The organism is Paenibacillus sp. sgz302115 (assembly GCF_056120445.1).
Window position 1 is genome coordinate 21,496 of record NZ_JBVYOK010000009.1, and the last position, 24,726, is coordinate 46,221.

Consider the following 24,726-nt stretch of genomic DNA (forward strand, 5'->3'; position numbering starts at 1 on the left):
TAAGGTATCATAACTTTCTAAAAAATAGTCGAAATGAGCTCCTGCAGAGAATGCAACGAAATTTTGGCTTTGAACCTTACATAATCATACCGGATTTTGACGGTTATGTGAACAACGTGGAAGCTTTACACCGCATTAAATGATTTTATCGGAGAGATAGAAAAAAACTTCTGGCTATTTTGATTCATGTTTGCGCTTTCAGGTTATATGGAGCGTCGTTCAACATCTGGTAGTCTTTATATCCAAGCTTTGAATATATATAAGACGAGCCGTTTTTCGGGGCGCTGGCAGCCTTACCTGGAGGGGATAAATTGATGGACTCATTGGTATTAAAAAGAGTACTGCGCGGCCTGTGGGTCGTCCTCGCCGCCGCGTCGCTGCTGCTTGCGGTATATGTGCTGCTGCCGCTGGTCTACCCGCTGCTGCTCGCCTATCTGCTAGCCTACCTGATCCATCCGCTGGTGCTGATCCTCAGAGGCTTCAAGCTTCCGCGCTGGCTGGCCGTATCCTTGTCGCTGCTGTTCTATATCGGGGGCACCCTGCTTGTACTGACTGCGCTGATCACAAGGCTTGTCAAGGAGCTGATCGTGCTGCTCCAGACCTTCGATCTTCATACCGATAAGTGGCGGGAACTGCTATTGTCCGTCAGCCGCAATGCCAGCATTCAAAATATTATTAACCAAATCAACCAGTTCTACCACGATAACCCGAATTATCACGCCACCATTGACAGCAATATCAGCCGGACCACGGAAACGGTGGGCCAGGCCGTGACACAGCTTATCACCGGATTCTTCAACATGATCCTGAAGCTGGTCTCCGCCCTGCCAAGCATAGGCACCATTCTTGTCGTCGTAGTTTTATCCGCTTTTTTTCTCAGCACCGGCTGGGAGCGGCATAATGCTAAGCTGAATGCGCTTGTACCCGCGCCTCTGCGAAGGCCGGTGGCCGATATCTGGGAAGGTCTGCGCAAAGCGCTGTTCGGCTACCTGCGGGCGCAGCTTGTGCTCATCTCCATTACAGCCGTTATTGTCATCATCGGTCTGCTGCTGCTGGGTGTGGATTCCGCCTTCGCCATTGGACTGACCATCGGAATGGTCGATCTGTTCCCTTATCTCGGCGTAGGCATTGTGCTGCTCCCTTGGGCGGTTTATTCCTACATGACAGGCAATCTGGCGCTTGGCATCGGGCTGTCAGTGCTCTATGCCGTGATCCTGATCACCCGCCAGGTGCTCGAACCGAAGGTGCTTGCCAGCAGCATTGGCCTTGATCCGCTTGCCATGCTGATCGGTATGTACGCAGGCATGCAGCTATTCGGCATGCTCGGCCTTCTCCTCGGTCCGGTGATACTGGTCGTCCTCGACGCCTTCAACCGGGCCGGTGTTTTCCGCGCGCTGCGCAGCTACATCGTCAGCGGCAGGCTGCATTAGCTTAGGGCATCTGCCCAAGCAATGCAAAATAGGCGTTCTGCTGCATCATCTGCAGCAGAACGCCTGGCGGCACTTTCACCTTATCTGCGGTAAAAGGTGAAGGTGCCGTTTTTCATTTTTTTCTCAATCCACTTCAACAGAAAAACCCGGTACAGCGGCCGGGTCAGCGGAAACACCAGAGTAAAGCCGACGATATCCGTCACGAATCCTGGAAGAATCAGCAGCAGACCGCCAAAAAATATGCACAGGCCGTCCAGCATGGTCCGTCCCGGCACCCGGCCTTCCTGCATCTGCGTCTTGCTGTCCAGCAGCACCTTCTTGCCTTCGAACCTCATCATTAAGAAGCCGATCACGGAGGAAGCCAGCATGAGCAGCAGTGTTTTGGGCGCTCCCAGAAAACCTGCCACATAAATAAACCCGAATAATTCCACGGCTGGGATAATAAATAATGCAGCCCACAGCCATTTGCTTCTTATCATTCTGCTCCTCCTTCTTTCCTTAGCGCCATCGTTATGGCGTAAAACAATTCCGGCAGCACCCGGTCCAGCCTAACAGGCTTCCAGTCCATATTCAGCCACACATGGCTCGTTGAGCCGGTAACCAGCAGCTCTCCTGGCAACCGCTGAAGGCCTGACGGCACGGAAAGCTCCGCATGCGCAGCAGCATCTGAACTCCCGCCCGCTTCCGGCTCTGCCAGCCTCCGGATTTCATATTCGTATACCACCCTCAACGCCGAGAAGGTCGTAAGCCTCGCATACACGGCGATAAGATCATCATAGCGCGCCGGACTTTTAAATTGCAAATCTGCGGACGTGACAGGCAGAAGCACCCCCATGCTCTCAAGCGAACGGTAGGCAAAACCCAGCTCGCGGAACATCTCGGTGCGTCCAGTCTCAAACCAGCTCAAATAATTGGCATGATACACCACACCCATTTGGTCGGTTTCCTGATATCGTACACGAAAGGCAGTGCCATGCCAGCGGCTGGTCAATACCGGATTACGTGATTCCATCTGTAAATGCCCCTTTCTGTATTAACAGCCCCGGTACTCTAAGCCCCGGTCCCCTTCGAAGCCACAGGCAGCGGGATGCTGCCCCGCGTGCTTCGGGCTACATAGAAAAGCAAAAGCGCTCCCGCCGATGAGCTGAGCATGCAGGACAGATTCATCAGCCCCACACCGCCTTGCTCCAGCAAAATTCCGTTCAGCAGATTGCCCAGAATCCCCGCAAAGCCGGAGAACACAATATTGAACACGCTTTGGCCCGTAGCCTGCATCTCCGGTAACGTAATCTGGGACACATATTCGACCGCAGCGATATAAAAGAGCCCAAAAGACAAGCCATGCAGTACCTGCACAGCAACCATCACCACAGGACTCGGAAAGGCGACCTGAATTCCCCACCGCAGCACATAGATCAGCGCCCCAAGCAGCAGTGTGCGCTCCCTGCCCAGCTTCCTGATGATCTTAGAGGCATACAGCATGGAGGGAACGTTGGTTACAGAAGCGATGAAGAGCGCAATTCCGGCATAGCTTGTTGAACCCCCGACAGATTGAAAGGCCAGCACAAAGTATGTGCCAAAAGCCGTCATCGTCTGGTTCACCAAAAAGCTTCCGCCCAGAAAGGCCAAAAAGATTTTGTTACCCAGCAGCTTTTTGATCCCCTTGGAGAACGACTGGCTCATCATGCGGTTCTCTTCCGCCTCCTTAGGCAGGGTGAGCGCAAAAATGACGGCAACGCCATTGAGTAGCAGATACGGCAGCCAGATCGTGGACACGGAAAAATGCGATACATACTGCGACCCCACAAAGGCGCCTACGGCCGCTCCTATGCTCATCATCATCCGGATGCTTCCATAGGTGGCCCCCGCCTGATTCGCTGCTGCAATGGCGTAAGAATCGGCTATAGGAGCTTGTGTAGATGAGAAGATGGTTGCCACCGTGTAGACCACCAGCAATACGATGAAATATTCCGATTGGTACAATGTTGCCAGCACAGCCGGCACTGCCACACTCAGAATAAGTACAAGCCGGGTCTGGTTATTACGGTCGGAAATGACTCCCCAAAGAAGCTGAATACAGATCGCAATCAGTGTGCCTGTCGCCATCAGCATACCAATTTGGCTGCTGTCCAGTCCATTATGCTTCAAAAGAAGCGTAAGATACGAGCCAAACGAGCCGCCGGCGAGTCCCAGAAAAAGATAAAATCCGCGCAGATTGAGCATTTTTTTCATTTGTGCGATAGGTCCTCTCTATTCCTTTTTAACGGAATACCCATACTTCAAATCCATCTGCCGCATTTAATAGAGCAGCAAACTATAAATCCTTATATCGTAAAGGCGGTGGATCTGTGAGCAAAGCTGATCTTTCAAAGCGCACCCGGCCCTGTGTCACGGCTAAAGCCCATAAGAACAAAGCTCAAAGCACCGGTTTTGGCTGGGTCTCCAGCAACTGGAGCGGATATGCCATCTCCGGCAAAAAGGGTGCCTTCAGACAAATATCCGGCGATTGGATTGTCCCTTTTATCAAAGCCACTTCCAAAACCGCTTATTCCTCAGCCTGGATTGGGATTGACGGCTTCAAGAACAGCAATCTGATCCAGACGGGAACCGGCCATGAATCCATTAACGGGGTAGTCCACTATTACGCCTGGTGGGAAATCCTCCCTGCTGCGGAAACGGTAATCCCGTTGCCTGTCTCGCCAGGGGACCATATGCGGGCTTCTATCACCAAGGAAAGCAGCGGCAAATGGCTCATCACCCTCCGCAATCTCAGCAGGCAATGGACCTTCCGCACATTCCAGCGTTACACCGGACCGCAATCCTCCGCAGAATGGATTATGGAAGCTCCCCAGGTGGGAGGCAAGATCGGAGCACTTAGCAAAATGACTACCACCAGATTCTTCCGCTGCAGTGTGAACGGCAAAAGCCCGAGGCTGACGCCTGCCGACAGCGGAATCATGGTTCAGAACAAGATTACGGTAGCCGTGCCTTCCAGTCCCAGTGCAAACGGTGATGCTTTTAATGTCAAACGAGTCTATCGTAAAGGAAAACCTCTGGTTCACTCCAGAAGCCCTATTTTTGTCCGGTCTTAATTGTACTTTTCCCCAAACTCTCAATTCAATATATAACAATTCTGAAATGTGAACTACACGCCACATAAAAGGTGGGTGCTTCTTGGTCAATAGAGCTACTGCTCCAAGTTTATCCAAGCTTAGAGGATAGTTCCTATCCCGATCAGTGCAATTTACATTGCTAATTTCAGAAGATTTACAGCCGCATTCCTATCTCTGTCGTGTTGTGAACTACATTCAGGACATGTCCATTCACGGACAGCAAGGTTTTTCACTTCTGCATTTTTGTATCCACAGCAGGAACATAATTGGCTGCTTGCATAGTTTTTTGGCGCAATCATCACTGTTCTTCCGTACCACTTTGCTTTATATTCGAGCATCGCTCGAAACATGCTCCACGATACTTCAGAAATGGCTTTAGCTAATTTGTGATTCTGCATCATGTTCTTTACACGTAAGTCTTCCATCACGATCACTTGGTTATCGCGTATCATTTGGGTTGACGTTTTGTGCAAGAAGTCTTTACGCTGATTGGCTATTTTTTCATGAAGCTTGGCAACCTTCAATATTGCTTTAGCTCGGTTATGGCTCCCTTTCTTCTTTCGCGATAAGTCCTTTTGCAGCTTGGCTAATCGTTGTTCAGATTTACGTAGATGTTTCGGATTTGCGATCACTTCACCACCCGAAGTCACCGCAAAGTCTTTCAATCCTAGATCAACGCCAATCTTGTTTTCTGTTTCTGGCAAAGGGGCTATCTCTGTTTCTACCAATACGGATGCAAAGTATTTTCCTGATGGTGTCTTGGATATCGTGCAGGATTTGATCCGCCCCGTAAATGGACGATGTACCTTGATTCGGATTCTTGTCTTTAGCTTCGGAATTTTTATCGTTCCATCTTTAATGACTATCGTTCCGTTTTGATTGTTCGTTTTGAAGCTATTATTGTTCGTCTTCTTGCTTTTGAATTTAGGGGAGCCTATGCTCTTATCCCGAAAAAAATTCTTATAGGCTTTCTCCAGGTTGAGCTGGACGTTTGCTAATGCAAGGCTGTCCACTTCTTTCAGCCACGGGAATGCTTTCTTGTACCTGGCAGGTGTATTGTGGAGCATTTTCTCCGTTTGTTTATAGTGTTCGATCTTATCCGCAAGCATTTTGTTGTAGATAAAACGGGCACATCCGAACACCTTGGCTAGATATTGCTGTTGCTCATGGGTGGGATAGATCCGGTATTTATACGCTTTAAGTACTGACAATGCCACGCAACTCCTTTCCAGGAATTTACGAGTTCATTATAGCACGAATGTTCGTATGTAAGGATGCTGAATTTCGATAAGAAAGACCGTTGCCATTCATCCCACCACTTTAGAAATAGGGAAATTCTGATGGTTAAAACAGCCCGCAAAACCACCCAGGTGCCGACTGACGTATCGCCACAGAAGATGATAATGGGGCTGGCATAAGAATTGACACAGTAGCTTCTCTATTTGACAAAAAAAGCAATGGCATCTTGCACCATTGCTTTTTTGTATTCAGTCAAACATGGTAAAGAGCATTTTTCCCGAGATTAGTTAGCAGGAATAGTGTCTACTTTTACCAGGTTAGTGGAGCCGGAGCGTCCGAGCGGGATACCTGCTGTAATCACAACAAGATCGCCTGCATTAACCAGACCGGATGCTTTGCCGCCTTTAACAGCAGTTTCCAGCAGTTCGTCTGTCGAAGTCGCTTCAAGTCCGTGAACCGGAGTTACGCCCCATACGAGAGCCAGCTGACGCATTGTTCTTTCTTGAGTCGTCACCGCGATGATCGGCGATTTAGGACGGTATTTGGAAACCACACGTGCTGTGTGTCCTGTTACAGTTGAAGAAATAATAGCTTTAGCATTCAGATCCAGAGCGGAAATCGCTACGGATTGGCTGATCGCTTCAGTTACTGTTGTTTCTTGAGCAATTTGCTGCTTCATGAAGATTTCGCGGTGGTTCAGAGCAGATTCAGCTTTCTCAGCAATGCGGGACATTGTGAGAACGGATTCTACCGGATATTTCCCGGCAGCAGTTTCACCGGACAGCATGATTGCATCTGTTCCGTCAAAGATAGCGTTCGCTACGTCACTCGCTTCAGCGCGGGTAGGACGCGGGTTGCGCTGCATGGAATCCAGCATTTGTGTAGCTGTGATAACCGGTTTGCCGGCGATGTTGCATTTTTGAATCATCAGCTTTTGAGCCAGAGGCACATCTTCAGCAGGGATTTCCACGCCAAGGTCGCCGCGGGCAACCATCAGGCCGTCGGAAGCTGCCAGAATTTCATCAAGGTTGTCAACACCTTGCTGGTTTTCGATTTTGGAAATGATTTGGATGTGGGAAGCATTGTGCTTCTCAAGCAGTGCACGGATTTCCTGAACGTCGCTGGCTTTGCGAACGAAGGAAGCGGCGATAAAATCGATGTCCTGTTCGATCCCAAAAATGATATCGTTGGTGTCTTTTTCCGTAATGCCCGGCAAGGAGATGGCAACTCCTGGTACGTTAACGCCTTTTTTGCTCTTGATTGTACCACCGTTAACAATGCGGGTCTTGATTTCTGTGCCTTGAATGTCAACAACGGTAAGTCCGATAAGACCATCGTCGATGAGGATAGTCGATCCTACTTGAACATCGTTAGGAAGGTCGCTGTACGTGACAGAGATACGGTTTTGGTTGCCAAGGATTTCTTCCGTAGTCAATGTCAGGTACTCATCCTGAACCAGTTCAATCGGTTCTACTTCCAGCTTGCCTGTGCGAATTTCTGGTCCTTTGGTATCGAGCAGGATTGCAACAGTCTTACCAAGCTCCTGGGAAGCCTGACGGATCGTTCTGATCCGGCTGCCGTGCTCTTCAAAATCGCCGTGGGAGAAGTTCAGACGGGCTACATTCATACCGGCCAAAATCAATTTTTTGATGTTCTCCAACGATTCGCTAGCAGGACCAATCGTACATACAATTTTACTTTTCCGCATTAGGTTTTCCTCCGTTTTTTCGTTCTCTCTGTCTCACTTTTTCCAACTACAAAATCTACTATAAGGCTTGTCGTTTGCATAGGAACTTTATCACATGAACCTTTAACTGCGCCCTTATGAATATTACTGCAACTTGGGCACAAAATCAATGTTGAAGCATCTTTTCATTGTAAATTAACGTCGAATTTTCAAAGAAAGCGCACAAAATAAAATAACCCCGCAAATTGCACGGGATTATTTTTACGCCAATAAATGTAATCTGCTTCCAGTTTCATCTATGGACTAAAAAAGCGAATTTATGTGTGAAAGTGCAAACGAACAAAGCCTGCATCCGGTAAAATACAGGGCCTACTCCACGCTCTGCACTTCTTCTTCCTCTTCTCCTTCTTCTGCGGCAACGAACTCTGTTCCGCCTTCGGCAAACTTACCGATTTTGCGGAATTTCAAATAACGGTCCTCTTTGAGTTCAGCACAGTCCATAGCCGACAGCTCCTGCAAATGACGCCATACGGCATCCTTGATTGCCGCCGCCGTTGCCTCGTAATCACGGTGGGCGCCGCCTCTCGGCTCAGGCACAATCTCCTCAATAACTTCCATATCCAGCAGGTCGGCTGCCGTAATCTTCATGGCTTCTGCGGCCTGCTCCGCCTTAGAGGCATCCTTCCAAAGGATTGACGCCGCTCCGTTCGGGGAGATTACCGAATAAATCGCATGCTCCAGCATGAGTACACGGTTGCCTACAGCCAAAGCCAGCGCTCCGCCGCTGCCGCCTTCACCGATCACAATAGAGATCACAGGAACAGCAAGCTGGGACATCTCATACAGGTTTCTGGCAATCGCCTCGGACTGGCCTCTTTCCTCTGCCGTATTGCCGGGGTAAGCCCCCTTGGTGTCGATAAAGGTAATGACCGGACGGCCGAACTTCTCGGCCTGCTTCATCAAACGAAGCGATTTGCGGAACCCTTCAGGATGCGCGCTGCCGAAGAAACGCGCAATATTGTCCTTAGTATCCTTGCCGCGCTGCTGGCCGATTACTGTTACGGGAACTCCGTTCAGCTTGGCGATACCGCCAACTACAGCAAGATCATCACCGAACAGACGGTCGCCATGCAGCTCAATATAATCAGTAAAAATCAGCCCCATCAGATCAAGCGAGGTGGGACGGTTGTGATGCCGTGCCAGATGCATCTTCTGCGAAGGCGATATATTGGAATAAATCTCATCCTCTAGCACGCGGTAGCGTTCCTCAAGCCGGGCGACCTCATCGCTGAAATCAATCCCCTTCTCTTCGCCGAACTGCTTCAGCTCAGCAATTTTCTTGCGCATTTCCAGTAGAGGCATTTCAAAAGGCAACTCTCCCGCCAACCTAAAATCCCCCTTTCACGTCATGCAGGTCCAGCAGCTTGGTCAATGTGGCGCGCATTTCCTTGCGGTGCACCACGAGATCAAGCTGTCCGTGCTGAAGATTAAATTCAGCGGTCTGGAAATCCTCAGGAAGCTTCTGGCGGATCGTCTGCTCAATGACAATCCGGCCGGCAAAACCAAATACGGCTCCCGGCTCGGCAATGATAATATCACCAAGACTGGCAAAGCTCGCGGATACACCGCCCGTGGTCGGATCGGTAATCACCGAGATATACAGTCCGCCCACCTCGCCAAACCGGGCGAGCGCCGCACTTGTCTTGGCCATCTGCATCAGGCTCAGAATACTCTCCTGCATCCGGGCTCCGCCCGAAGTCGAAAAGATCAGCAGCGGGAGTCTCTTCTCGGTAGCTTCTTCAACCGCGCGGGTAATCTTCTCGCCCACAACCGAACCCATACTGCCGGTAAAAAATTCAAAATTCATCACAGCCACAATGACAGGATGTCCGCCAATGGTGCCTTGTCCCGTAATTACAGCATCAACCTGTCCGGTTTTGGACTGCTGCTGCTCCAGCTTAGAAGCATAGCCGGGGAACTGCAACGGATCTACGGATGCCATTTCGCTGTCAAACTCAACAAACCCTTCCGGGTCCAGCGTCATTGCGATCCGCTCCGAAGCGTTCAGACGCATATGGTAGCCGCAGGAAGGGCATACCTTCAGGTTCTTCTCCAGCTCCTTGCTGTACTGGATCGTTCCGCATTTGCTGCATTTGCTCATTAAGCCCTCGGGAATCTCCCGTTTGGGGCGTTCGCCTTCCGCCGCTCCGCCGCTCCGCTCCAGACGTTCTGAAGGAATAGTCGCGTACTTCCGTTTTTTCTGAAATAAATCTTTGAACAAGGATCGCACCTCTTCAGCCGTTTATTTGCGCATTCAGCAGCTTGCCGCTGTCATAACTGCTCACTTGATGTATATTCAGGGATGCAGAATCAGATTAAGGACTTCCTGCACTTCCTCAAGCTCACCCGAAGGAACCAGAATCTCAAACTGCTGCTTGGACATATTGACCGGACGGCATTTTATCAGAAAGCCTTCTTCCGTAAGCTTGCTCTGAATCATATCCGCCACTTTGGCGGTTGGAGCTATATAAATTACCGTCCACATGCCTTGCAAAGCCTCCCTAATCTTAATTCCCAGCCGTATCCCGTATAATGGAATCATGATAACACAGTTTTCTTTTTTCCCGCAACAGGAGCGGAGTGAAGGAACAGGGGCAGGAGGCTGCATTCAGCAATTCCAGGCCAGGCAATTATTCCGTATCGGCGCTATAAGGATATACCTTGGCTCCCTCATGCCCGTGGGCAATTCTGGCCGATGCCGCCGCTGCAATTCCGGCAACAAGATCATCCAAAAACACGTGAATGCCTCCCTTATCCGCATTCAGCTCACCGATGATTCCAAGCTTTATTTTGTCGAGATAACCGAAGCCTGTCAGCCCTATCATTCCATATACCCCCGTGATGCCGAGCGCCAGGGTCTCGTCCGCGCCATACAGCGATTCATCCGCCTCCATCACCGCCTGCAGCGGCTGGGGAAGAAGCTTCTTCTCCGCTAGTTCATCGAGTGCGACGCCAGTCATGAGCGTGTACTGGACCTCTCTTTTGCCGAGGACCGATTGGACACTCGCAAGACACTCGTCCTTCGTTAATTCAGCATAATAGGCCGACTGCAAAATATATACGATCTCGGCAATGGACGTCAGTGACACTCCCCTGCGCTCCAGCAGCTCCGCTGCCATTTGATATGACATGGTAATATTCCCCTTTCCGCACGGGACAATGCCCTGTGGTTTCCTAATGTATGCGGAAAGGGGCAGAAATGTTCTTATTTTATTCTTACCGTTCCGGCTCCCATCATTGTCTCGATAGCCGCGATTAGCTCCTCCGAGGGCTTGATCCGGTAGCCGTCGCTGAGCGCCAGCAGCCGCTGGTCGCGCTCGTAGAACAGCAGGGTAGCTGCCGGACCGGGATGGCGCTGCAGCAGCGCCTGGAGGCGCGACAGCAGCGCCGGGTTCTCAGCAGCCTGCGTGATCTTGATAAAGACACGCTGGCCGCTCTCCGCCGCGTCTGTGCCATCCGCGGCGGACGTGGACGCCGCAGGCGCAGGCGCAGCCGCGCGCGGCGCAGTGGCAGGCGCAGCAGCTCCGCCGGCTGCGCCGCTGCGGGAGGCGCCGGGGCTGCCGGCGCCTGTCCGTGCTGCCGGAGCCCCGCCGGGCACTCCGGCTGTGGCCGCCCGGCCCGCGCCTGCGGCCCGGGCGGCGGCTGCGCTGCGGCGCTGCAGCAGGCCGCGGAGCGTGTCCGCGCCAAGCGGCGCGACCTCTTCGGCCAGCAGCTTGAAGCCCTCGTCCTCCTGCTGCACCTTGGCGCGCAGGGCCAGCAGCGCGCCCTTCACGATCAGGGCGCGGCTGCGTTTCCACACCTCAGGGAAGAGCACGACCTCGCAGCGCTCGATCTGGTCTTCCCATTCCACGAAGGCCATCGCCTTGCCGGCCTTCGTAGTGATTTCCTTGACGGACACGACCATGCCCGCTGTCACGGCCTGGCTCTCGTCCGCCGCTTCGCCCAGATCCATCAGCCGCTGCATCCCCGGCTCCTCCAGCAGCTCCGCAGCATCGTCGAGCGGATGCCCGGAGAGGTAGAGCCCGAGCAGCTCGCGCTCCAGCTCCAATTGCTGCGTGACCGTGAAATTCGGGATATCCGGGTAACGGATCTCCCAGTTCGGCGTTTCTATCAAATCGTCGAAGAGCTGAATCTGCAGCTCGTCGCGCTCCTTGCGCCACTTCGTTGCAGCTTCTACCGTCTCATCCAGCATCGCGAGCAGCTGCGCCCGGTGTCCCGGCAGCCGGTCAAAAGCTCCGGCCTGCAGCAGAGACTCTATGACGCGCTTGTTGCAGACTCGCAGATCTACGCGGCGGCAGAAGTCAAGCAGGCTGTCGAACGGACGCTCCTTGCGCACCTCCATGATGTTCTCCACAGCAAGTGTGCCGACATTCTTGACCGCCGCCAGTCCAAAGCGGATATGCCCTGTGCCTTCGCCCGGAACGGGAGTGAACAGCACACCGCTCTCGTTGACATCCGGCGGCAATACACCGATGCCGCTGCGCCGGCATTCCAGCACATATTCCGCCACCTTGCGGTGGACGCCCATCACAGCGGTCAGCATCGCCGCCATGAACTGCACGGGATAATGGGCCTTGAGGTAGGCCGTCTGGAAGGCCAGCACGCCATAGGCTGCTGCGTGGGCACGCGGGAAGCCGTAGTTGGCGAAGCGCACGATCATATCATAGACGGCATTGGCATCCGCCTCCGTATAGCCCATCTGAAGACTGCCCTGCACGAAGTGGCCCCGCTCCTTGTCCAGCGTCTCCCGCTTCTTCTTGGAGACCGCACGGCGCAGCAGATCCGCTTCACCGAGCGAGAAGCCTGCCATCCGCGAGGCAATCTGCATGATCTGCTCCTGATAGACGATAATCCCGTAAGTATCATCCAGAATCTGCTTCAGATCGGCATGCGGGTACTCCACTTCGATCTCCCCATGCTTGCCTGCAATATATTTAGGAATAAACTCCATCGGGCCGGGCCGGTACAGCGCCACCACAGAGACGATATCCTCGAAGCCCGTAGGCTTCATATCCTTCAGCACACGCCGCACCCCCGCCGACTCGAGCTGGAAGACGCCGGTCGTCTCACCCGCTCCCAGCATCTCGTACGTCAGCGGATCATGGTCGGGAATGCTGCGGAAATCAGGCACGCTGCCGGTCATTTCCCTGATCCAGTTCATGCAGCGCTCAATAATCGACAGGGTGCGCAGCCCGAGAAAATCCATCTTCAGCAGCCCGATGCTCTCCAGATGCTCCATCGAATACTGGGTCAGCGCCGTGCTCTCGTTGCCGGCCTGCAGCGGCACGTTGTCAGTCAGCGGCCCCTTGGAGATCACAACTCCTGCCGCATGGGTCGATGCATGGCGGGGCATGCCCTCAACCTTCATCGCCATGTCAAGCAGGTCCCTGATCTTCGGATTGCCTTCGTACAGCGCCTTCAGATCCGTGCTCTCCTCCAGCGCCCGGGTGATGCTGATCCCAAGGTACCCCGGAATCAGCTTCGCCGCTTTGTCCACCTCGTTATACGGCAGATTCAGCACACGCCCTACGTCCCGCACAGCCGCTCTCGCCGCCATCGTTCCGAAGGTGATAATCTGCGCCACATGCTCCTTGCCGTATTTATCCACCACATAAGCGATAACCTCATCGCGCCGCTCATCGCTGAAGTCGATGTCGATATCCGGCATCGTAATGCGCTCGGGGTTGAGGAACCGCTCAAAGAGCAGATTGTACTTCAGCGGGTCCACATCGGTAATTCGCAGGCAATAGGCGGTCAAGCTGCCGGCGGAGGAGCCTCTTCCCGGGCCGGTAACAATCCCCTGCCGGTGGCAGAAGGCGATGAAGTCCCAGACGATCAGAAAATAATCGCTGAACCCCATGTTCTCAATAACACCCAGCTCATAGGCCAGCCTCGCCCCGGCGGCATCCCTCTCTTCCTGGGAGGACCAGCGCGGCGTGTCCGCATAGCGGGCTTCCAGCCCGCTCCAGCACAGCTCGCGGAGGTAGGTCGCGGCATCCTTTCCCTCCGGCAGCGGAGAATACGCCGGCAGGATATGCTCGCCGAAGGTTAGCTCCAGATTGCACTTCTCAGCAATCACCGCTGTATTACTAATCGCCTCAGGCACATGCGGGAACAATGCGGCCATTTGCTCTCCGCTCTTGAGGAACAACTGCTCCGTTCCGATCTTCAGGCGCTCATCATCATCCACTGTCTTGCCGGTCCCGATGCAGATCAGCACGTCTTGAACTTCGGCATCCTCCTTGGCGAGATAATGGACATCGTTCGTAACCACCAGCGGGATGCCGCATTCGGCGGCGAGCGCGATCAGCTGCGGGTTGACCCGCTTTTGCTCAGGAATTCCGTGATCCTGCAGCTCCAGGTAGAAGTCCTCGCCAAAAATCGCCTTATACCGCAGCGCCGCCCTGCGCGCCTCTTCCTCCCGTCCGTGCAGCAGATGCTGCGGCACCTCGCCGCCGAGACAGGCGCTGAGGCAGATGATGCCCTCCGCATGCGCTGCCAGGGCTTCCATATCAATGCGCGGCTTGTAGTGCTGTCCCTCCAGATGACCGATAGACACCAGCCGCATCAGGTTTTTGTATCCGGTCTCATTCTTCGCGAGCAGAATCAGATGGTAAATGGGCTGATCCTTGCGGCTGCCCCGCTCCCGGCGGGAGCCTGCCGTCAAATAGGCTTCACAGCCGATGATCGGCTTGATGCCGCTGGCCTTGCACGCTTTATAGAAGGGGATGGCTCCGTACATCACTCCATGATCCGTAAGCGCAAGCGACGTCATGCCGTATTCGCCGGCCCGGCGCACCAGGTCCGTAATGCGCGCCGCCCCGTCCAGTAAACTGTATTCGCTGTGCACATGCAAATGCACGAAAGGGCTCATATCCCCACATCCCTTCAGGTTCCAAAATCAAAGCATAAGATGTAACTATTTTATCATATTAGAGGGGGAGCCGCCCATAGAATGAAGAAAGAGCACAAGGACAGGCTGCGTCAAGAGCGGCCTTGTTCGGAAAGGGGCCTTGTAATGAACGTTTTTTTGAGCAAAGCCGTTCTCGATTTCTTTATCGCCTTCGGGATTGTGCTGGGTGGGGCGATGCTGGGCGGCATGGGAGCCGTAGTCTCGCTGCAGCCGCCGACACAAACCATGCTGGATGTGGCCGACCGGATCAAAATCTGGGCGCTTGCCGCCGCCGTCGGCGGAACCATCGACCCGATGCGGGTCATTGAGAGCAACATGGTAGACGGCAATCTCTCCCCCGCCATCAAGCAGGTCCTCTACCTGGTCTTCGCCTTCCTGGGCGCCCATATGGGCAGCGAGCTGGTCAAATGGGTGTGCGGCAAGGGGTGAGCAGGCCATGAGGGTTCCACCGTTCCGGTATTACCGCCGATTTTCGCAAATTTCTGCAGTATTCGTATTAGGGATGGTCGTGGGCAGCATCATGTACAATGCGGTTTTTCATATGGGCTATGATGTGCTATGGCAGAACAATCTGGACATGCGTATGCAGATCGACCAATATCAGAAGGACATCAAGACGCTCAAGAAATACAACAACACCTCTACCGTCATCCGGGAAATCAAGCTCCGCACGGAGGACAGCAAGTTAAAGGAAGACACAGCCGCGCTCGACCCCGTAACCGTGAAGGAAATCATCAGCCGCATGAGCAGAGACCTGGAGCCTATGCGCGGGCGCAGTATGTTCGACATTGACAGCGATGGCAAGCTGGCCCGGCTGCTGCTGGACGGCAAAATCTATACCGTGCGCGAGAAGGAATATTCGGTTCGAATCCGCACCATGCTCGTCATGGAGGGCGTGCTGCAAATTTGGGTCGAAATCAGTCCCTATAAACGCAGTTGAGAACAATCGTGTTACAATAGATGGCAGATAACGGCTTTTTTACATTTGGCTAAAAGGAGCTGCCTGTCCATGATTCTGCTGATCAAGTATTTGCTGTTTGTCCTTATGATGGTCTTTATGATCGGTGCCGCTGTCTACAGCTTCTCTTCCCGCAGAGCGCAGGACCCTCTGGAAAAAGGCATAAAACGCTCTATCATGAACATCATGCTCGGCGGCATGCTTGTATCGCTCTCTCTAATCTGCATGTTTATGTTCCGCGGCTCCACAAGCAATATCATTGTCGAGGCACTTTTTCTGCTGATCGGGGCGTTCAACATCTTCTCCGGGCTGCGCAGCTATGGATTTTACAGCCGGAACCGAAGGAACAATAGCCAAGCATAGAGGAGGAAATGTAGTGAAACTCAATTTGTCCCACAATAATCTGACTTCTTTGCCGAAAATAGCTTTTGCCCTGAGTGAGATTGTGGATTTGAATCTGCAAAATGATAGATTTCGGCCATAATCAAATAGAAGCCATTCCACCGGAAATCGGCAGCCTGGCCCATTTGGAGGACTATCTTTATCTTCATAATAATTTGATCCAGACCATACCTATAGAAATCGGGAAGCTCGCCAAGCTAAAATATTTGAATCTGAGCGATAACCCTTTTAACGAATTGCCGGGCGAAATTGGCAGTCTTTCCAAGCTGGTAGAGCTTCGTGTGATGAATACGCAATTAAGCGCATTACCTGAGGCATTCGGCGGTCTGGCCCAAATTCGGGAGCTGCATCTGAAAAATAACCGGCTGACTGCTCTTCCTGAGAGCATTGGAGGACTTGCTAATTTATTGGAGCTGGATTTAAGAAGCAACTGCCTGCTGGAAATCAAGGGGCTTGAGCGCTTGGATTTGAGGTGGAATCACGGGCTGAACGTCCCAAATTGGCTGCACAAATTAGAGGATAACGGCTGCATTATATATTTGTAATTTAAGGCATTGCAAAGAAGACTATTCCGAGCTGACAGCCAGTCTGGAATAGTCTTCTTTGTGTATTCATGTACTGCCGCCGTCAGTTATGGTCAATCGACTGCAGCATGAGTACAGCCTTGGCTACCAGGGTATCCAAGTGGCTGATTTCAATCTCCAGCTTGCAGGTACGGCGGCTGATTTCCAGCAGCTTGGGCATCACAATGATTGAATGCTCAATCTGCACCGGCCGGATAAAATAGGTGGACATATTGTCAAGCACATAATCGTTGCCAGTAATATCCTTGGCCGCCTTGAAAGCGGAGAGGGTCATCAGTGTTGACAATACGCCTTCGGAAATGGTCCCGAGATCCGTCGCCATCTGCGGTGTAATGAAGCCGTGGAAAAAAAGTCTGCCCTCCTCATCCCGCTCATCGGCAAAGCCGTTCCAGATCAGATGGTCGAACGTCTCTCCGAGCTGCGGCTGGTTGCTGACATCGCGCAGGCTCTGCAGCACCTCTCTGCGGGTGAGCGAACCGACCAGCTTGCGGTTGCGGTCGACAATCGGCAGGAAGTCGATGCCCTCCCACATCATAATCTGCGCCGCCGAAGCCAGCGAGGTCTGCAGTGCCGCGGTGATCGGGCTGCGGACCATGGCCTTCTCGATGCTCTGCCCTTCGGCAAGCTCCTCCACATCACGGCGGCCCACGATGCCAATGACCCGGTTCCACTCATCGGTAACCGGGAAGCGCTGCTCGCCGCTGTCCAGCGAGAGCTGCCGCAGCTCACTGACCGTGCTGGTTATTTTCAGCGTATTGAGGCGGGGCTTGCTGTCTACAATATCTTCAACCAGCATGATTTTCTTCTTGATCAACCGGTCAAAAATCGCCCGGTTAATCATCGAAGCTACGGTAAACGTATCATGCCGGGAGGAAATCACGGGCAAATCCAGCTCGTCGGCCAGCGCTTTTACCTCACGGCTTGTCCCAAAGCCCCCGGTTACGAGCACCCCCGCGCCCTGCTCCAGCGCAAGCGAATGCGCATCATCGCGGTTCCCCACAATCAGCAGGCTGTCCGCATCGATATAACGGACCATGGCATCGACCTTCATCGCGCCGATCACATATTTATGAAGATGCTTGTTCAGCCCGTTCACTCCGCCAAGCACATGTCCCTCTACGATGTCGACTACATCACCAAAGGTGAGCTGGTCGGAAATGTTGCGCGGTTTCTTCTCCACCCGGACTGTGCCGATCCGCTCCTTCGTAATGACGATGCCGAGATTCTCCGCCTCCTTCACCGCACGGTAAGCCGTGCCTTCGCTGACACCCATTTCCTTCGCCAGCTTGCGGACGGATATCTTGGTCCCTACCTTCAGGCTTTCGATGTGCTGCAGCAGTTGTTCATGTTTTGTGATATTATCCCCTTGACCTTCCAACTGTTACACCCCCATGCTCCGATCTGTACTACTCTGTACCCATTATACACGGTGGGGACGCAGAAGCACAACAGATTGGCCGAGCATTGTGACGAGCAAGGGGCGCGCCGTGGGCGGTTTTACCAGGGAGCCTATCATATTTTTAAGAGAGGTTAAGATTTTTGCGATACTCTCGCCGGTTCTTCATTCCACTTGCCCTGCCACTGCTCCAGCTTATGCTTGCGGACCGCTTCAAGCCGCTTCTGCTTCTCTTCATCCACCCCAATGATGAAATGCAGGTGCGAAGCGATGACCAGAAAGGCAAAAATGCACCAGACCACACCGAAGCCCAGTGCCCAGCTTGGTCCGCTCTGAAAAGACAGCTGCGGCAAAGCGTAGAGAAGCATGGCCAGCGCCGCCAGCATGTAGACGACATGCTTGAATTTGTTTCTTTTTTTCATGGATGACAGCTCCTTCTTTCTAAAGGGTTGTTCAATTGAATCTATATCTCTACTCTATGAACAGGCTGCCGGAATTATGAGATAAGCCGGGAAAAAATATGGAGAGTGCAGGCTTTGGCATAGCACGAACGGCTGCGATATGAGATGATGTAGGCATTTCAGGGAGGGATTCTATTTGAATAATGCATTTAGTTACTCAGAGTACATTATCCGTAAAAAGGTGTTCTCTATCATGGGAGCCAAGCTGCATATCTACAATTGCTCGGAGGAGCTTGTGATGTATTCGCAGATGAAAGCGTTCAAGCTGAAGGAGGACATCGCCCTTTATACCGATGAGAGCATGACAAAAGAGCTGCTGCGCATCAAGGCCCGGAATGTGATTGATTTCAGCGCTACGTATGACGTGCATGATTCAGAGACCGGTGAGCATCTCGGCTCGCTGCGCCGCAAAGGGCTCAAATCCATCGTGAAGGACGAATGGATTCTTCTGGACAGCAAGGATACCGAAATCGGATTGATTAAGGAAAACAGTACAGCGATGGCGCTCCTGCGGCGGCTCATCACGCTGATTCCGCAGAAATATAATGTTGAGCTTGGGAACACCACCATTCCCGCCTTCCGCCAGAACTTCAATCCCTTCGTCACTAAAATCATCGCCGACTTCTCCGAGGACCGCAAAGGGGAGCTCGACCGCCGACTCGGTCTGGCCGCCGGAATTCTGCTCTGCGCTGTGGAGGGCAAGCAGGATTAGGGCGGCGACGCCCGTAATCTGAAGCTCTGACACAACAGGAGGGTGCTCCAGCAGCCAAATGTGGCTGAGGGACACCCTCCTGTTGCTTGCGCACGGCTTGTACCAGCCGTATAGACGGCGAAACCTATTGTGCGCCGCCGTACATCTCCGATAAGCTATCGGTAATAATTTTGTTCACATCCTCAATGACCACGCTGAGACGGCGTTCCGCATCGAACAGACGGCGGATGCCTAGGTTCAGGTTCAGCACCTCGAACAGCTTCTCCATCTTCCCCATTTCCTCCTGCGGAGGCATCTCTCCGTTCATCATCCGCTGCTGCAGCTCAATCTGATTCTGGCGGAAGTTATCCAGCATCCGCTTGCTTTCCGGGTCCGCCTCAATCACCTTCATCGCATTTCTGATGTCCGTTACCTCGCTGCTGTCCTTAATGGCCCGCGCCAATTCATGCGCCTTGTCAATTACGTTCATTATTATTCCTCCTAAAATTTTGTGAGCATTTACTTCTCCGGGTTCACTTCGAACATAATTCACTTCGGAAGCATCTGCTTTTGTTCTTTCCAAACGAGGGATTTAATCCGCCCGGCACGGCTTTTTCAAGATTAGGTCAATCACCAAGGGTCAGATGTCTCCATATGATGAATGATATGTAATCCTTAAGCTTCATATTGCCGGCATCATGCTGCCTACCGGAAGGAGATCCAAGATGTCTAAGTTCAAGATCCCGGTCCAAACGGTCCACTCGGGCATCCTGCAGGAAAACACTGTAATGCTTGGCGACAAATCAATGAAGAGGCTCAAAATTCCGGCAAACGGGACACTCCAGCTCACCTTCGGCTCTTTCCGGCAGGAGGTCACAGTCATTCCGGTTCCCAAAGCCGACAGCCTGCGCATAAGTGAGGCGCTGGCGCGGCGGCTTGGACTCAGACAACGGCTTACGCTTAATGTGTCCTACACCTCGGGAAGCCGCATTCTGCGGCTCGGGCCGTTAATTGGAGTGCTGGTAAGCCGCGACCATCCGGATAATCCCGACAGGCTGTTCGGTCCGATCACTATGTTCTGCCGGGAGCTGACCAATGCCTGCCATGCACAGGGCGCCTATGTATATTTCTTCACCCCGGAAGCACTGGAATCGCGCAGCTCTTCCGTTCAGGGCTGGGTATACGACGAGGGCTGGCGAAAGCTGACTCTTCCTGTAGCCGATGTGATCAACAATCGGCTTACATCACGAAAGGTTGAGAACAAACCTAGCGTACAGCATTTTCTGGCGGATGTAAAATCCCGCTATGGCACACATTTTTTCAATGAAAAGTTCCTTGACAAGACAGAGGTTTTTGAAGCGCTTGCCCAAGATACCGCCCTGCAGCGGTATTTGCCGGAATCCCATACCCTGAAAGGCTTCGCCACCCTGAAGAAGATGTGCAACAGCCATTCCAGTGTATTTCTCAAGCCTGTTCGCGGCAGTCTTGGCAAAGGTATTCTACGCATTTCCAGGGAAGAAGGCGGCGGCTACCGGCTGCTGTCCACCACACCGCTGGGCACACGTAAGATCAGCTTTCCCACTCTGGCAAAGCTGTTCCAAGCCATCGCCCCCAAGATGAAAACCACCCGCTACCAGATCCAACAAGGCTTGCCTTTAATGGAGCTGGGACGGCGTCCGGTTGATTTCCGGGCGCTTGTGCAGAAGAACGGCACCGGCAAATGGGGGGTTACCTCCATTGTCGCCCGTACCGCCGGAAGCAATCACTTTGTCTCGAATCTGGCCCGCGGCGGGACACTCAGCACAGTGCGGGAGGCCATCTCCAAAAGCAATCTGCCCGCCGGCGTGAAGGAGAGCACACAGCTTCAGCTTCCCCGGGCAGCGCTGGCTATTGCCAGAGGCGTCGAAACCTATATTCCCGCGCATTTCGGAGAGCTTGGAATTGATCTCGCCCTCGATCAATCGGGAAGAATATGGCTTCTGGAGGTTAATTCCAAGCCATCCAAGAATGACAACACACCGCTGAACGATCAGAAGATCAGACCTTCCGTCAAACAAATGATTTTATATTGCCGCTATCTGGCCGGGTTATAAGGAGGACATCATGACGGAAACAGCAATGGGGTTCCTGGGCATCATGACAGGCCGCCGCCAAGGAAATCCCCCTATCTCGGAGCCGGAGTTCTGCACTCATTTATGCCGGGCGGCCCCGCTGTATGATCTCAAGGTCCTCGTGTTTCACCCGGATGGCGTATCCAGGGACGGGCGATCCATAAGCGGCTATACCTGGAATGAGGGGCAATGGGAGCCTACGCTGGCTTCTCCTCCCGACGTGCTCTATAACCGCTGCTTGTATTCAAGTCCGAAGGAAAAAAGAGCTGCTGCCACGGCCCTTGCCGCTCTTTCACACTCCCTTCCCTGGTCGCGCGGACTGCCCGATAAATGGCGCGTATATGAAATTTTGCGGCAAAGCCGCAAAGCTGCTGCCATGCTGCCTGAGACCAGGCTCTACAAGGGGACCCGGGAGCTCGCCATAATGCTTGCGGAAAGAGAGCAAGGCGTTTTCCTGAAGCCCAAAGCCGGCTCGCATGGCAAACGCACCCTGCACGCCGTACGCTTGCCGCAAAAGAGCGGCGGGGGAATCCGTGTACGCGGAAGGGACGGAGCAAACGAATTTTTTCAGCATGTATTCGGCACGCTGGGTGAAGGTCTGGGCTGGGTCCATGATTTCATCGGCTCACGCCGCTATATAATACAGCCTTACCTGCACCTGACCAGCAGCCTTGGACAGCCGTTCGATGTGCGCGTGCTCATGCAAAAAAACGGCCGCGGGGCCTGGATGCTTACCGGTATGGCCGTACGCCTCGGAAACCGCGGCTCGCTCACCTCGAATCTGCATGGCGGCGGAACTGCAGTGTCTCCCCTGCCCTTCCTGACAGATGAATATGGAAATTACGGAAATGAGTTGCTCCAAGAACTTGCCGCAGCCGCAGCGCTGCTGCCTCCCCTGCTGGAAGAAGCCTGCGGCAGACTGGGGGAGCTTGGCCTGGATTTTGGCCTTGATGCCGGTGGCAGAATCTATCTGCTTGAAGCCAATTCCAAGCCAGGGCGCACGGTATTCCGGCTGACGGGCGACCGCCGGGCTGCTAAGCTCGCCGCCGAGAACCCGCTGCGCTATGCGCGTCATCTGCTTCTTGCGTCAGCGGCAAATCAGAGATTTGCCGGCGGACCGCTCCGTTACAAACGGGAGAATGATATCAATGGTTCCTAAGGAGGATTCATAAATGGGTCTCACTTTTTGCAATGTGCATTTCACCAAGCAGCCCCAAAGAGTAGTCTATGTTTCGGGTGAACTGATGAAAAGCCTGAAACTGTCCGGCAAGAAAAACATCCGCCTGCGGCTCGGCAAGGATGCGGTACCGGCAACGATCAAGCCGATCAAACGCGCCGGAAAGCATCTGTTCCTCGCCTCGGGCGTAAAGAGCGCAATTAAAATCCCGAAATCAGGCGGCATCTTTCTCCGTAATCTGCAGAATGATGAGGTTCAGCTCGGGCCGCTTGTCGGTGTGTTGTCTGACGGCCCCGCCTCCTCGTCGCAGCCTTTTGGCTCCCGGACCGGCTTCATCAAGCAGCTGCTGCGCGAAGGCAGCAACAAATGCTACATCTTCGCCTTCACACCGCGTGACATAGACTGGCAGCAGGAGCGGGTGAACGGCTATTTTCTGAACGCAAGCGGCAAATTCGAGCGCAAGCAGGTCCCTCTGCCGGATGTCGTCTATAACCGGCTGCCCAGCCGCAAAGCCGAGACCTCACCATACATCAACCAACTCCGCGAGAGGTTCGCGCGTAAGAGAATTCCATACTTCAACTGGAGCTTTTTCAATAAATCGGATATTTACCAGTTACTGGAGAATGACAGCACAGCAGGCCGCTACGTGCCTGAAACGCACAGCAACCCGAGTGCGGAGCAGATGCGCGACATGCTCGACCGGCATCATTTCGTGTATTACAAACCTTCAGCCGGCAGCCTGGGACACGGAATATACCGCCTGACCTATCTCCCGAAGAAGGGCTACTTTGCCCGTTACCGGCGGGACGGCAAAAATGTGCTGCTGCGCTTTGCCAGCTTTGACAGCCTGATGAGGATGCTGCGCAGCCGGCATGGCCAAAACCTGCAGAACTATGTGGTGCAGCAGGGCATCCGCCTCATTGAAATTGACAGTTGCCCGATTGACTTCCGCTTTCACATGCACAAGAACGGCAGCAACCAATGGGTAGTCGTCGGGATCGGTGCCAAAAAAGCCGGTCGGGGCAGCGTCACCACGCATCTTAAGAACGGCGGAGCACTGCTCACCCCGCAGCAGGCCTTGGGCCGCGTCTTCGGAGCCAGGGCGGACGAAGTGCTCCAGCGGGCCAAGACTACAGCCGTAAGACTGGCTGAATCTCTGGAAATCCAGCACCGGCATCTGCTCGGTGAAATCGGCTTTGACCTTGGCATTGACCAGGATGAGGATATCTGGATGTTCGAGGCTAACGCCAAGCCGGGACGCTCAATCTTCCGCCATCCTTCACTGCGTGCTGAAGGCAAAGCTTCCGTTGAACACATTCTGGAGCATTGTCTGTACCTCAGCAAATTCCGCAGGAGGGATGAACTGTGAGCATCCGTTACCCGGACCCCGGCAAACCTGTTATCGCCATCCTGACCACCAGCGACAGACTGCGGCAATTTCGCGGGAACCGGAGAAATTTCCGCGACATCATCCGCACCGGTAAAGACATGGGTTATCTTGTGTATGTCGTCACTGTCCGCGATCTGAAGCTGGAGGATAAAGTTGTGAACGGCTATGTTCCTTCCGCAAGCGGCAAACTTTGGTACAGCATTCCTATGCCGTTGCCGCAGGTCATTTACAACCGGATCCCGAATCGCGACGATGAGGAGAAGTCGCTTGTCGCCCGCAAAATATCCGAGTGCCTGATGCATCCGGATATCCATCTTTATAATCCAAATTTTTTTAATAAATGGCATCTATTCGAATGGCTGAAGGAATCGCGCGCTACCTCGAAGCATGTGCCCAAAACGAGACGGCTGCGCAGCGCGAATACACTGATTGCCATGCTGAAAAATCACGACAGCCTCTACCTCAAGCCGGAGAGCGGCAAAGCCGGTAAAGGAATCATGCGGCTGAAATACCGTTCGGACACTCTAATGCCCTACCGGCTGCAGATTCAGAGCGGCAAAAAAAATGTGACCTACAAAGCAGCCTCCATTGACCGTCTCTGGGCGCGAATCAGCAAGGAGAAAGGGACCTCCCGCTATATTGTGCAGCAGGCCATCGGGCTCGCCACGTACCACGGGCGCCCCTTTGATCTGCGTGCGCTGCTGCAGAAGAACGGCAGAGGCGCCTGGGCGGTGACCGGCATCGGCGCGAGGCTGGCCGGAGCCCGAAGCATCACCACCCATGTACCGCGCGGCGGCAGTATCGAGGAGCCCGCGAATATGCTGGAAGCAACCTTCGGGGAGGAGCGGACGATAGCGATTCTGAAGAATGTCCCCACCACCGCGCTGCTGATTGCCCGGCAGATTGAACGGGCCTCCGAAACAATGCTTGGAGAGATGTCGATGGATCTAGGCGTGGATGAGGAAGGCGGACTGTGGTTTTTTGAGGCCAACTCCCGGCCAATGAAATTCGATGAGCCGGCGATCCGCAAGCTGTCGCTGGAACGGATCTTTCAATTTAGCCAGCATCTCTCCCGCCAAAGCAAGTAGCGACAGAAACCTGTAAAGGAAGTGAC

24 protein-coding genes are annotated in these 24,726 nt (G+C 53.4%); 11 read left to right on the top strand and 13 right to left on the bottom strand.

Features of this window, described 5'->3' with window-relative positions; translation table 11 throughout:
- Window positions 1-314 precede the first annotated feature (314 nt).
- On the top strand, window positions 315-1,430 hold the full coding sequence (gene ytvI, locus AC0LWN_RS17695; protein ID WP_474667534.1) for a sporulation integral membrane protein YtvI: 1,116 nt from the start codon (window positions 315-317) through the stop codon (window positions 1,428-1,430).
- A gap of 80 nt (window positions 1,431-1,510) precedes the next feature.
- Here the strand turns inward: ytvI and AC0LWN_RS17700 are convergent, their stop codons facing one another.
- From AC0LWN_RS17700 to AC0LWN_RS17710, 3 genes are read right to left on the bottom strand one after another with little or no spacing between them, the layout of a single operon-like run.
- Entirely contained in the window at window positions 1,511-1,909 is a 399-nt protein-coding gene (locus tag AC0LWN_RS17700; RefSeq protein ID WP_458962980.1) for an FxsA family protein, read from the bottom strand.
- Window positions 1,906-2,442, bottom strand: a complete 537-nt coding sequence (locus AC0LWN_RS17705) for an acyl-CoA thioesterase (protein WP_474667537.1) — start codon at window positions 2,440-2,442, stop codon at window positions 1,906-1,908. The genes AC0LWN_RS17700 and AC0LWN_RS17705 overlap by 4 nt, the downstream gene beginning before the upstream one ends.
- Before the next feature lie 38 nt (window positions 2,443-2,480).
- Entirely contained in the window at window positions 2,481-3,662 is a 1,182-nt protein-coding gene (locus AC0LWN_RS17710) for an MFS transporter (RefSeq protein WP_474667539.1), read from the bottom strand.
- 116 nt (window positions 3,663-3,778) lie between these two features.
- Between AC0LWN_RS17710 and AC0LWN_RS17715 the strand changes: the two genes are divergently transcribed.
- Window positions 3,779-4,522: a G1 family glutamic endopeptidase gene (locus AC0LWN_RS17715; RefSeq protein ID WP_474667541.1), complete on the top strand. Its 744-nt coding sequence runs from the start codon at window positions 3,779-3,781 to the stop codon at window positions 4,520-4,522.
- Between the two features lie 152 nt (window positions 4,523-4,674).
- Here the strand turns inward: AC0LWN_RS17715 and tnpB are convergent, their stop codons facing one another.
- From tnpB to AC0LWN_RS17750, 7 genes are all read right to left on the bottom strand, one after another.
- The gene (gene tnpB, locus AC0LWN_RS17720; RefSeq protein WP_474667543.1) at window positions 4,675-5,754 is read right to left on the bottom strand and encodes an IS200/IS605 family element RNA-guided endonuclease TnpB; all 1,080 of its coding nucleotides are present in this window, start codon (window positions 5,752-5,754) and stop codon (window positions 4,675-4,677) included.
- 311 nt (window positions 5,755-6,065) lie between these two features.
- Entirely contained in the window at window positions 6,066-7,490 is a 1,425-nt protein-coding gene (gene pyk / locus AC0LWN_RS17725; RefSeq protein ID WP_474667545.1) for a pyruvate kinase, read from the bottom strand.
- A 348-nt stretch (window positions 7,491-7,838) separates the two neighbouring features.
- Complete coding sequence (locus AC0LWN_RS17730) at window positions 7,839-8,855, bottom strand: acetyl-CoA carboxylase carboxyltransferase subunit alpha (RefSeq protein ID WP_474667548.1); 1,017 nt, start codon at window positions 8,853-8,855, stop codon at window positions 7,839-7,841.
- 1 nt (window position 8,856) lies between these two features.
- Window positions 8,857-9,750 (bottom strand): acetyl-CoA carboxylase, carboxyltransferase subunit beta, encoded by an 894-nt coding sequence (gene accD, locus AC0LWN_RS17735; RefSeq protein ID WP_458962973.1) that lies wholly within the window; start codon window positions 9,748-9,750, stop codon window positions 8,857-8,859.
- Window positions 9,751-9,825: 75 nt separating this feature from the next.
- Window positions 9,826-10,014 carry a hypothetical protein gene (locus tag AC0LWN_RS17740; RefSeq protein WP_019912039.1) on the bottom strand — a complete coding sequence of 63 codons (189 nt, stop codon included), beginning with the start codon at window positions 10,012-10,014 and terminating at the stop codon, window positions 9,826-9,828.
- Between the two features lie 145 nt (window positions 10,015-10,159).
- A complete protein-coding gene (locus tag AC0LWN_RS17745; protein WP_474667551.1) occupies window positions 10,160-10,660 on the bottom strand; it encodes a phosphatidylglycerophosphatase A family protein in 501 nt (166 codons plus the stop codon).
- 74 nt (window positions 10,661-10,734) lie between these two features.
- Entirely contained in the window at window positions 10,735-14,403 is a 3,669-nt protein-coding gene (locus AC0LWN_RS17750; RefSeq protein ID WP_474667553.1) for a DNA polymerase III subunit alpha, read from the bottom strand.
- Between the two features lie 144 nt (window positions 14,404-14,547).
- Here AC0LWN_RS17750 and AC0LWN_RS17755 point away from each other — a divergent pair, with 144 nt between their 5' ends.
- The 4 genes from AC0LWN_RS17755 (at window position 14,548) to AC0LWN_RS17770 (ending at window position 16,347) form a co-directional block, all read left to right on the top strand.
- A complete protein-coding gene (locus AC0LWN_RS17755; RefSeq protein ID WP_474667555.1) occupies window positions 14,548-14,871 on the top strand; it encodes a YtrH family sporulation protein in 324 nt (107 codons plus the stop codon).
- Window positions 14,872-14,878: 7 nt separating this feature from the next.
- Window positions 14,879-15,382: a sporulation membrane protein YtrI gene (locus AC0LWN_RS17760; RefSeq protein WP_474667557.1), complete on the top strand. Its 504-nt coding sequence runs from the start codon at window positions 14,879-14,881 to the stop codon at window positions 15,380-15,382.
- Window positions 15,383-15,451: 69 nt separating this feature from the next.
- Window positions 15,452-15,763, top strand: coding sequence for a YtpI family protein (locus AC0LWN_RS17765; protein ID WP_458962969.1), 312 nt, complete (start codon window positions 15,452-15,454; stop codon window positions 15,761-15,763).
- A gap of 101 nt (window positions 15,764-15,864) precedes the next feature.
- Window positions 15,865-16,347: a leucine-rich repeat domain-containing protein gene (locus AC0LWN_RS17770; RefSeq protein WP_474667559.1), complete on the top strand. Its 483-nt coding sequence runs from the start codon at window positions 15,865-15,867 to the stop codon at window positions 16,345-16,347.
- An 82-nt stretch (window positions 16,348-16,429) separates the two neighbouring features.
- Here AC0LWN_RS17770 and AC0LWN_RS17775 read toward each other — a convergent pair whose 3' ends face one another.
- On the bottom strand, window positions 16,430-17,764 hold the full coding sequence (locus tag AC0LWN_RS17775) for a DRTGG domain-containing protein (protein WP_474667561.1): 1,335 nt from the start codon (window positions 17,762-17,764) through the stop codon (window positions 16,430-16,432).
- A gap of 152 nt (window positions 17,765-17,916) precedes the next feature.
- Window positions 17,917-18,204 carry a hypothetical protein gene (locus AC0LWN_RS17780; protein ID WP_474667563.1) on the bottom strand — a complete coding sequence of 96 codons (288 nt, stop codon included), beginning with the start codon at window positions 18,202-18,204 and terminating at the stop codon, window positions 17,917-17,919.
- Between the two features lie 175 nt (window positions 18,205-18,379).
- On the opposite strand from AC0LWN_RS17780, the gene AC0LWN_RS17785 reads away from it, so the two are divergent.
- Window positions 18,380-18,955: an LURP-one-related family protein gene (locus AC0LWN_RS17785; protein WP_474667565.1), complete on the top strand. Its 576-nt coding sequence runs from the start codon at window positions 18,380-18,382 to the stop codon at window positions 18,953-18,955.
- A 124-nt stretch (window positions 18,956-19,079) separates the two neighbouring features.
- Here the strand turns inward: AC0LWN_RS17785 and AC0LWN_RS17790 are convergent, their stop codons facing one another.
- Window positions 19,080-19,424 (bottom strand): YlbF/YmcA family competence regulator, encoded by a 345-nt coding sequence (locus tag AC0LWN_RS17790; protein ID WP_474667567.1) that lies wholly within the window; start codon window positions 19,422-19,424, stop codon window positions 19,080-19,082.
- Window positions 19,425-19,659: 235 nt separating this feature from the next.
- Here AC0LWN_RS17790 and AC0LWN_RS17795 point away from each other — a divergent pair, with 235 nt between their 5' ends.
- From AC0LWN_RS17795 to AC0LWN_RS17810, 4 genes are read left to right on the top strand one after another with little or no spacing between them, the layout of a single operon-like run.
- Window positions 19,660-21,027 carry a YheC/YheD family endospore coat-associated protein gene (locus tag AC0LWN_RS17795; protein WP_474667569.1) on the top strand — a complete coding sequence of 456 codons (1,368 nt, stop codon included), beginning with the start codon at window positions 19,660-19,662 and terminating at the stop codon, window positions 21,025-21,027.
- Between the two features lie 10 nt (window positions 21,028-21,037).
- On the top strand, window positions 21,038-22,204 hold the full coding sequence (locus tag AC0LWN_RS17800) for a YheC/YheD family endospore coat-associated protein (RefSeq protein ID WP_474667571.1): 1,167 nt from the start codon (window positions 21,038-21,040) through the stop codon (window positions 22,202-22,204).
- A 13-nt stretch (window positions 22,205-22,217) separates the two neighbouring features.
- Window positions 22,218-23,591: a YheC/YheD family endospore coat-associated protein gene (locus AC0LWN_RS17805; protein WP_474667573.1), complete on the top strand. Its 1,374-nt coding sequence runs from the start codon at window positions 22,218-22,220 to the stop codon at window positions 23,589-23,591.
- Window positions 23,588-24,700, top strand: a complete 1,113-nt coding sequence (locus AC0LWN_RS17810; protein WP_474667575.1) for a YheC/YheD family endospore coat-associated protein — start codon at window positions 23,588-23,590, stop codon at window positions 24,698-24,700. Before AC0LWN_RS17805 ends, AC0LWN_RS17810 begins: the two co-directional genes overlap by 4 nt.
- The last annotated feature ends 26 nt before the right edge of the window (window positions 24,701-24,726 follow it).

Excerpts from the sequence above, each read along its gene's own strand:
- ytvI (WP_474667534.1), top strand. The coding sequence starts at position 315 with ATGGACTCATTGGTATTAAAAAGAGTACTGCGCGGCCTGTGGGTCGTC.
- AC0LWN_RS17700 (WP_458962980.1), bottom strand. The coding sequence starts at position 1,909 with ATGATAAGAAGCAAATGGCTGTGGGCTGCATTATTTATTATCCCAGCC.
- AC0LWN_RS17705 (WP_474667537.1), bottom strand. The coding sequence starts at position 2,442 with ATGGAATCACGTAATCCGGTATTGACCAGCCGCTGGCATGGCACTGCC.
- AC0LWN_RS17710 (WP_474667539.1), bottom strand. The coding sequence starts at position 3,662 with ATGAAAAAAATGCTCAATCTGCGCGGATTTTATCTTTTTCTGGGACTC.
- pyk (WP_474667545.1), bottom strand. The coding sequence starts at position 7,490 with ATGCGGAAAAGTAAAATTGTATGTACGATTGGTCCTGCTAGCGAATCG.
- AC0LWN_RS17740 (WP_019912039.1), bottom strand. The coding sequence starts at position 10,014 with ATGTGGACGGTAATTTATATAGCTCCAACCGCCAAAGTGGCGGATATG.
- AC0LWN_RS17745 (WP_474667551.1), bottom strand. The coding sequence starts at position 10,660 with ATGTCATATCAAATGGCAGCGGAGCTGCTGGAGCGCAGGGGAGTGTCA.
- AC0LWN_RS17750 (WP_474667553.1), bottom strand. The coding sequence starts at position 14,403 with ATGAGCCCTTTCGTGCATTTGCATGTGCACAGCGAATACAGTTTACTG.
- AC0LWN_RS17755 (WP_474667555.1), top strand. The coding sequence starts at position 14,548 with ATGAACGTTTTTTTGAGCAAAGCCGTTCTCGATTTCTTTATCGCCTTC.
- AC0LWN_RS17760 (WP_474667557.1), top strand. The coding sequence starts at position 14,879 with ATGAGGGTTCCACCGTTCCGGTATTACCGCCGATTTTCGCAAATTTCT.
- AC0LWN_RS17765 (WP_458962969.1), top strand. The coding sequence starts at position 15,452 with ATGATTCTGCTGATCAAGTATTTGCTGTTTGTCCTTATGATGGTCTTT.
- AC0LWN_RS17770 (WP_474667559.1), top strand. The coding sequence starts at position 15,865 with ATGATAGATTTCGGCCATAATCAAATAGAAGCCATTCCACCGGAAATC.
- AC0LWN_RS17780 (WP_474667563.1), bottom strand. The coding sequence starts at position 18,204 with ATGAAAAAAAGAAACAAATTCAAGCATGTCGTCTACATGCTGGCGGCG.
- AC0LWN_RS17790 (WP_474667567.1), bottom strand. The coding sequence starts at position 19,424 with ATGAACGTAATTGACAAGGCGCATGAATTGGCGCGGGCCATTAAGGAC.
- AC0LWN_RS17795 (WP_474667569.1), top strand. The coding sequence starts at position 19,660 with ATGTCTAAGTTCAAGATCCCGGTCCAAACGGTCCACTCGGGCATCCTG.
- AC0LWN_RS17800 (WP_474667571.1), top strand. The coding sequence starts at position 21,038 with ATGACGGAAACAGCAATGGGGTTCCTGGGCATCATGACAGGCCGCCGC.
- AC0LWN_RS17805 (WP_474667573.1), top strand. The coding sequence starts at position 22,218 with ATGGGTCTCACTTTTTGCAATGTGCATTTCACCAAGCAGCCCCAAAGA.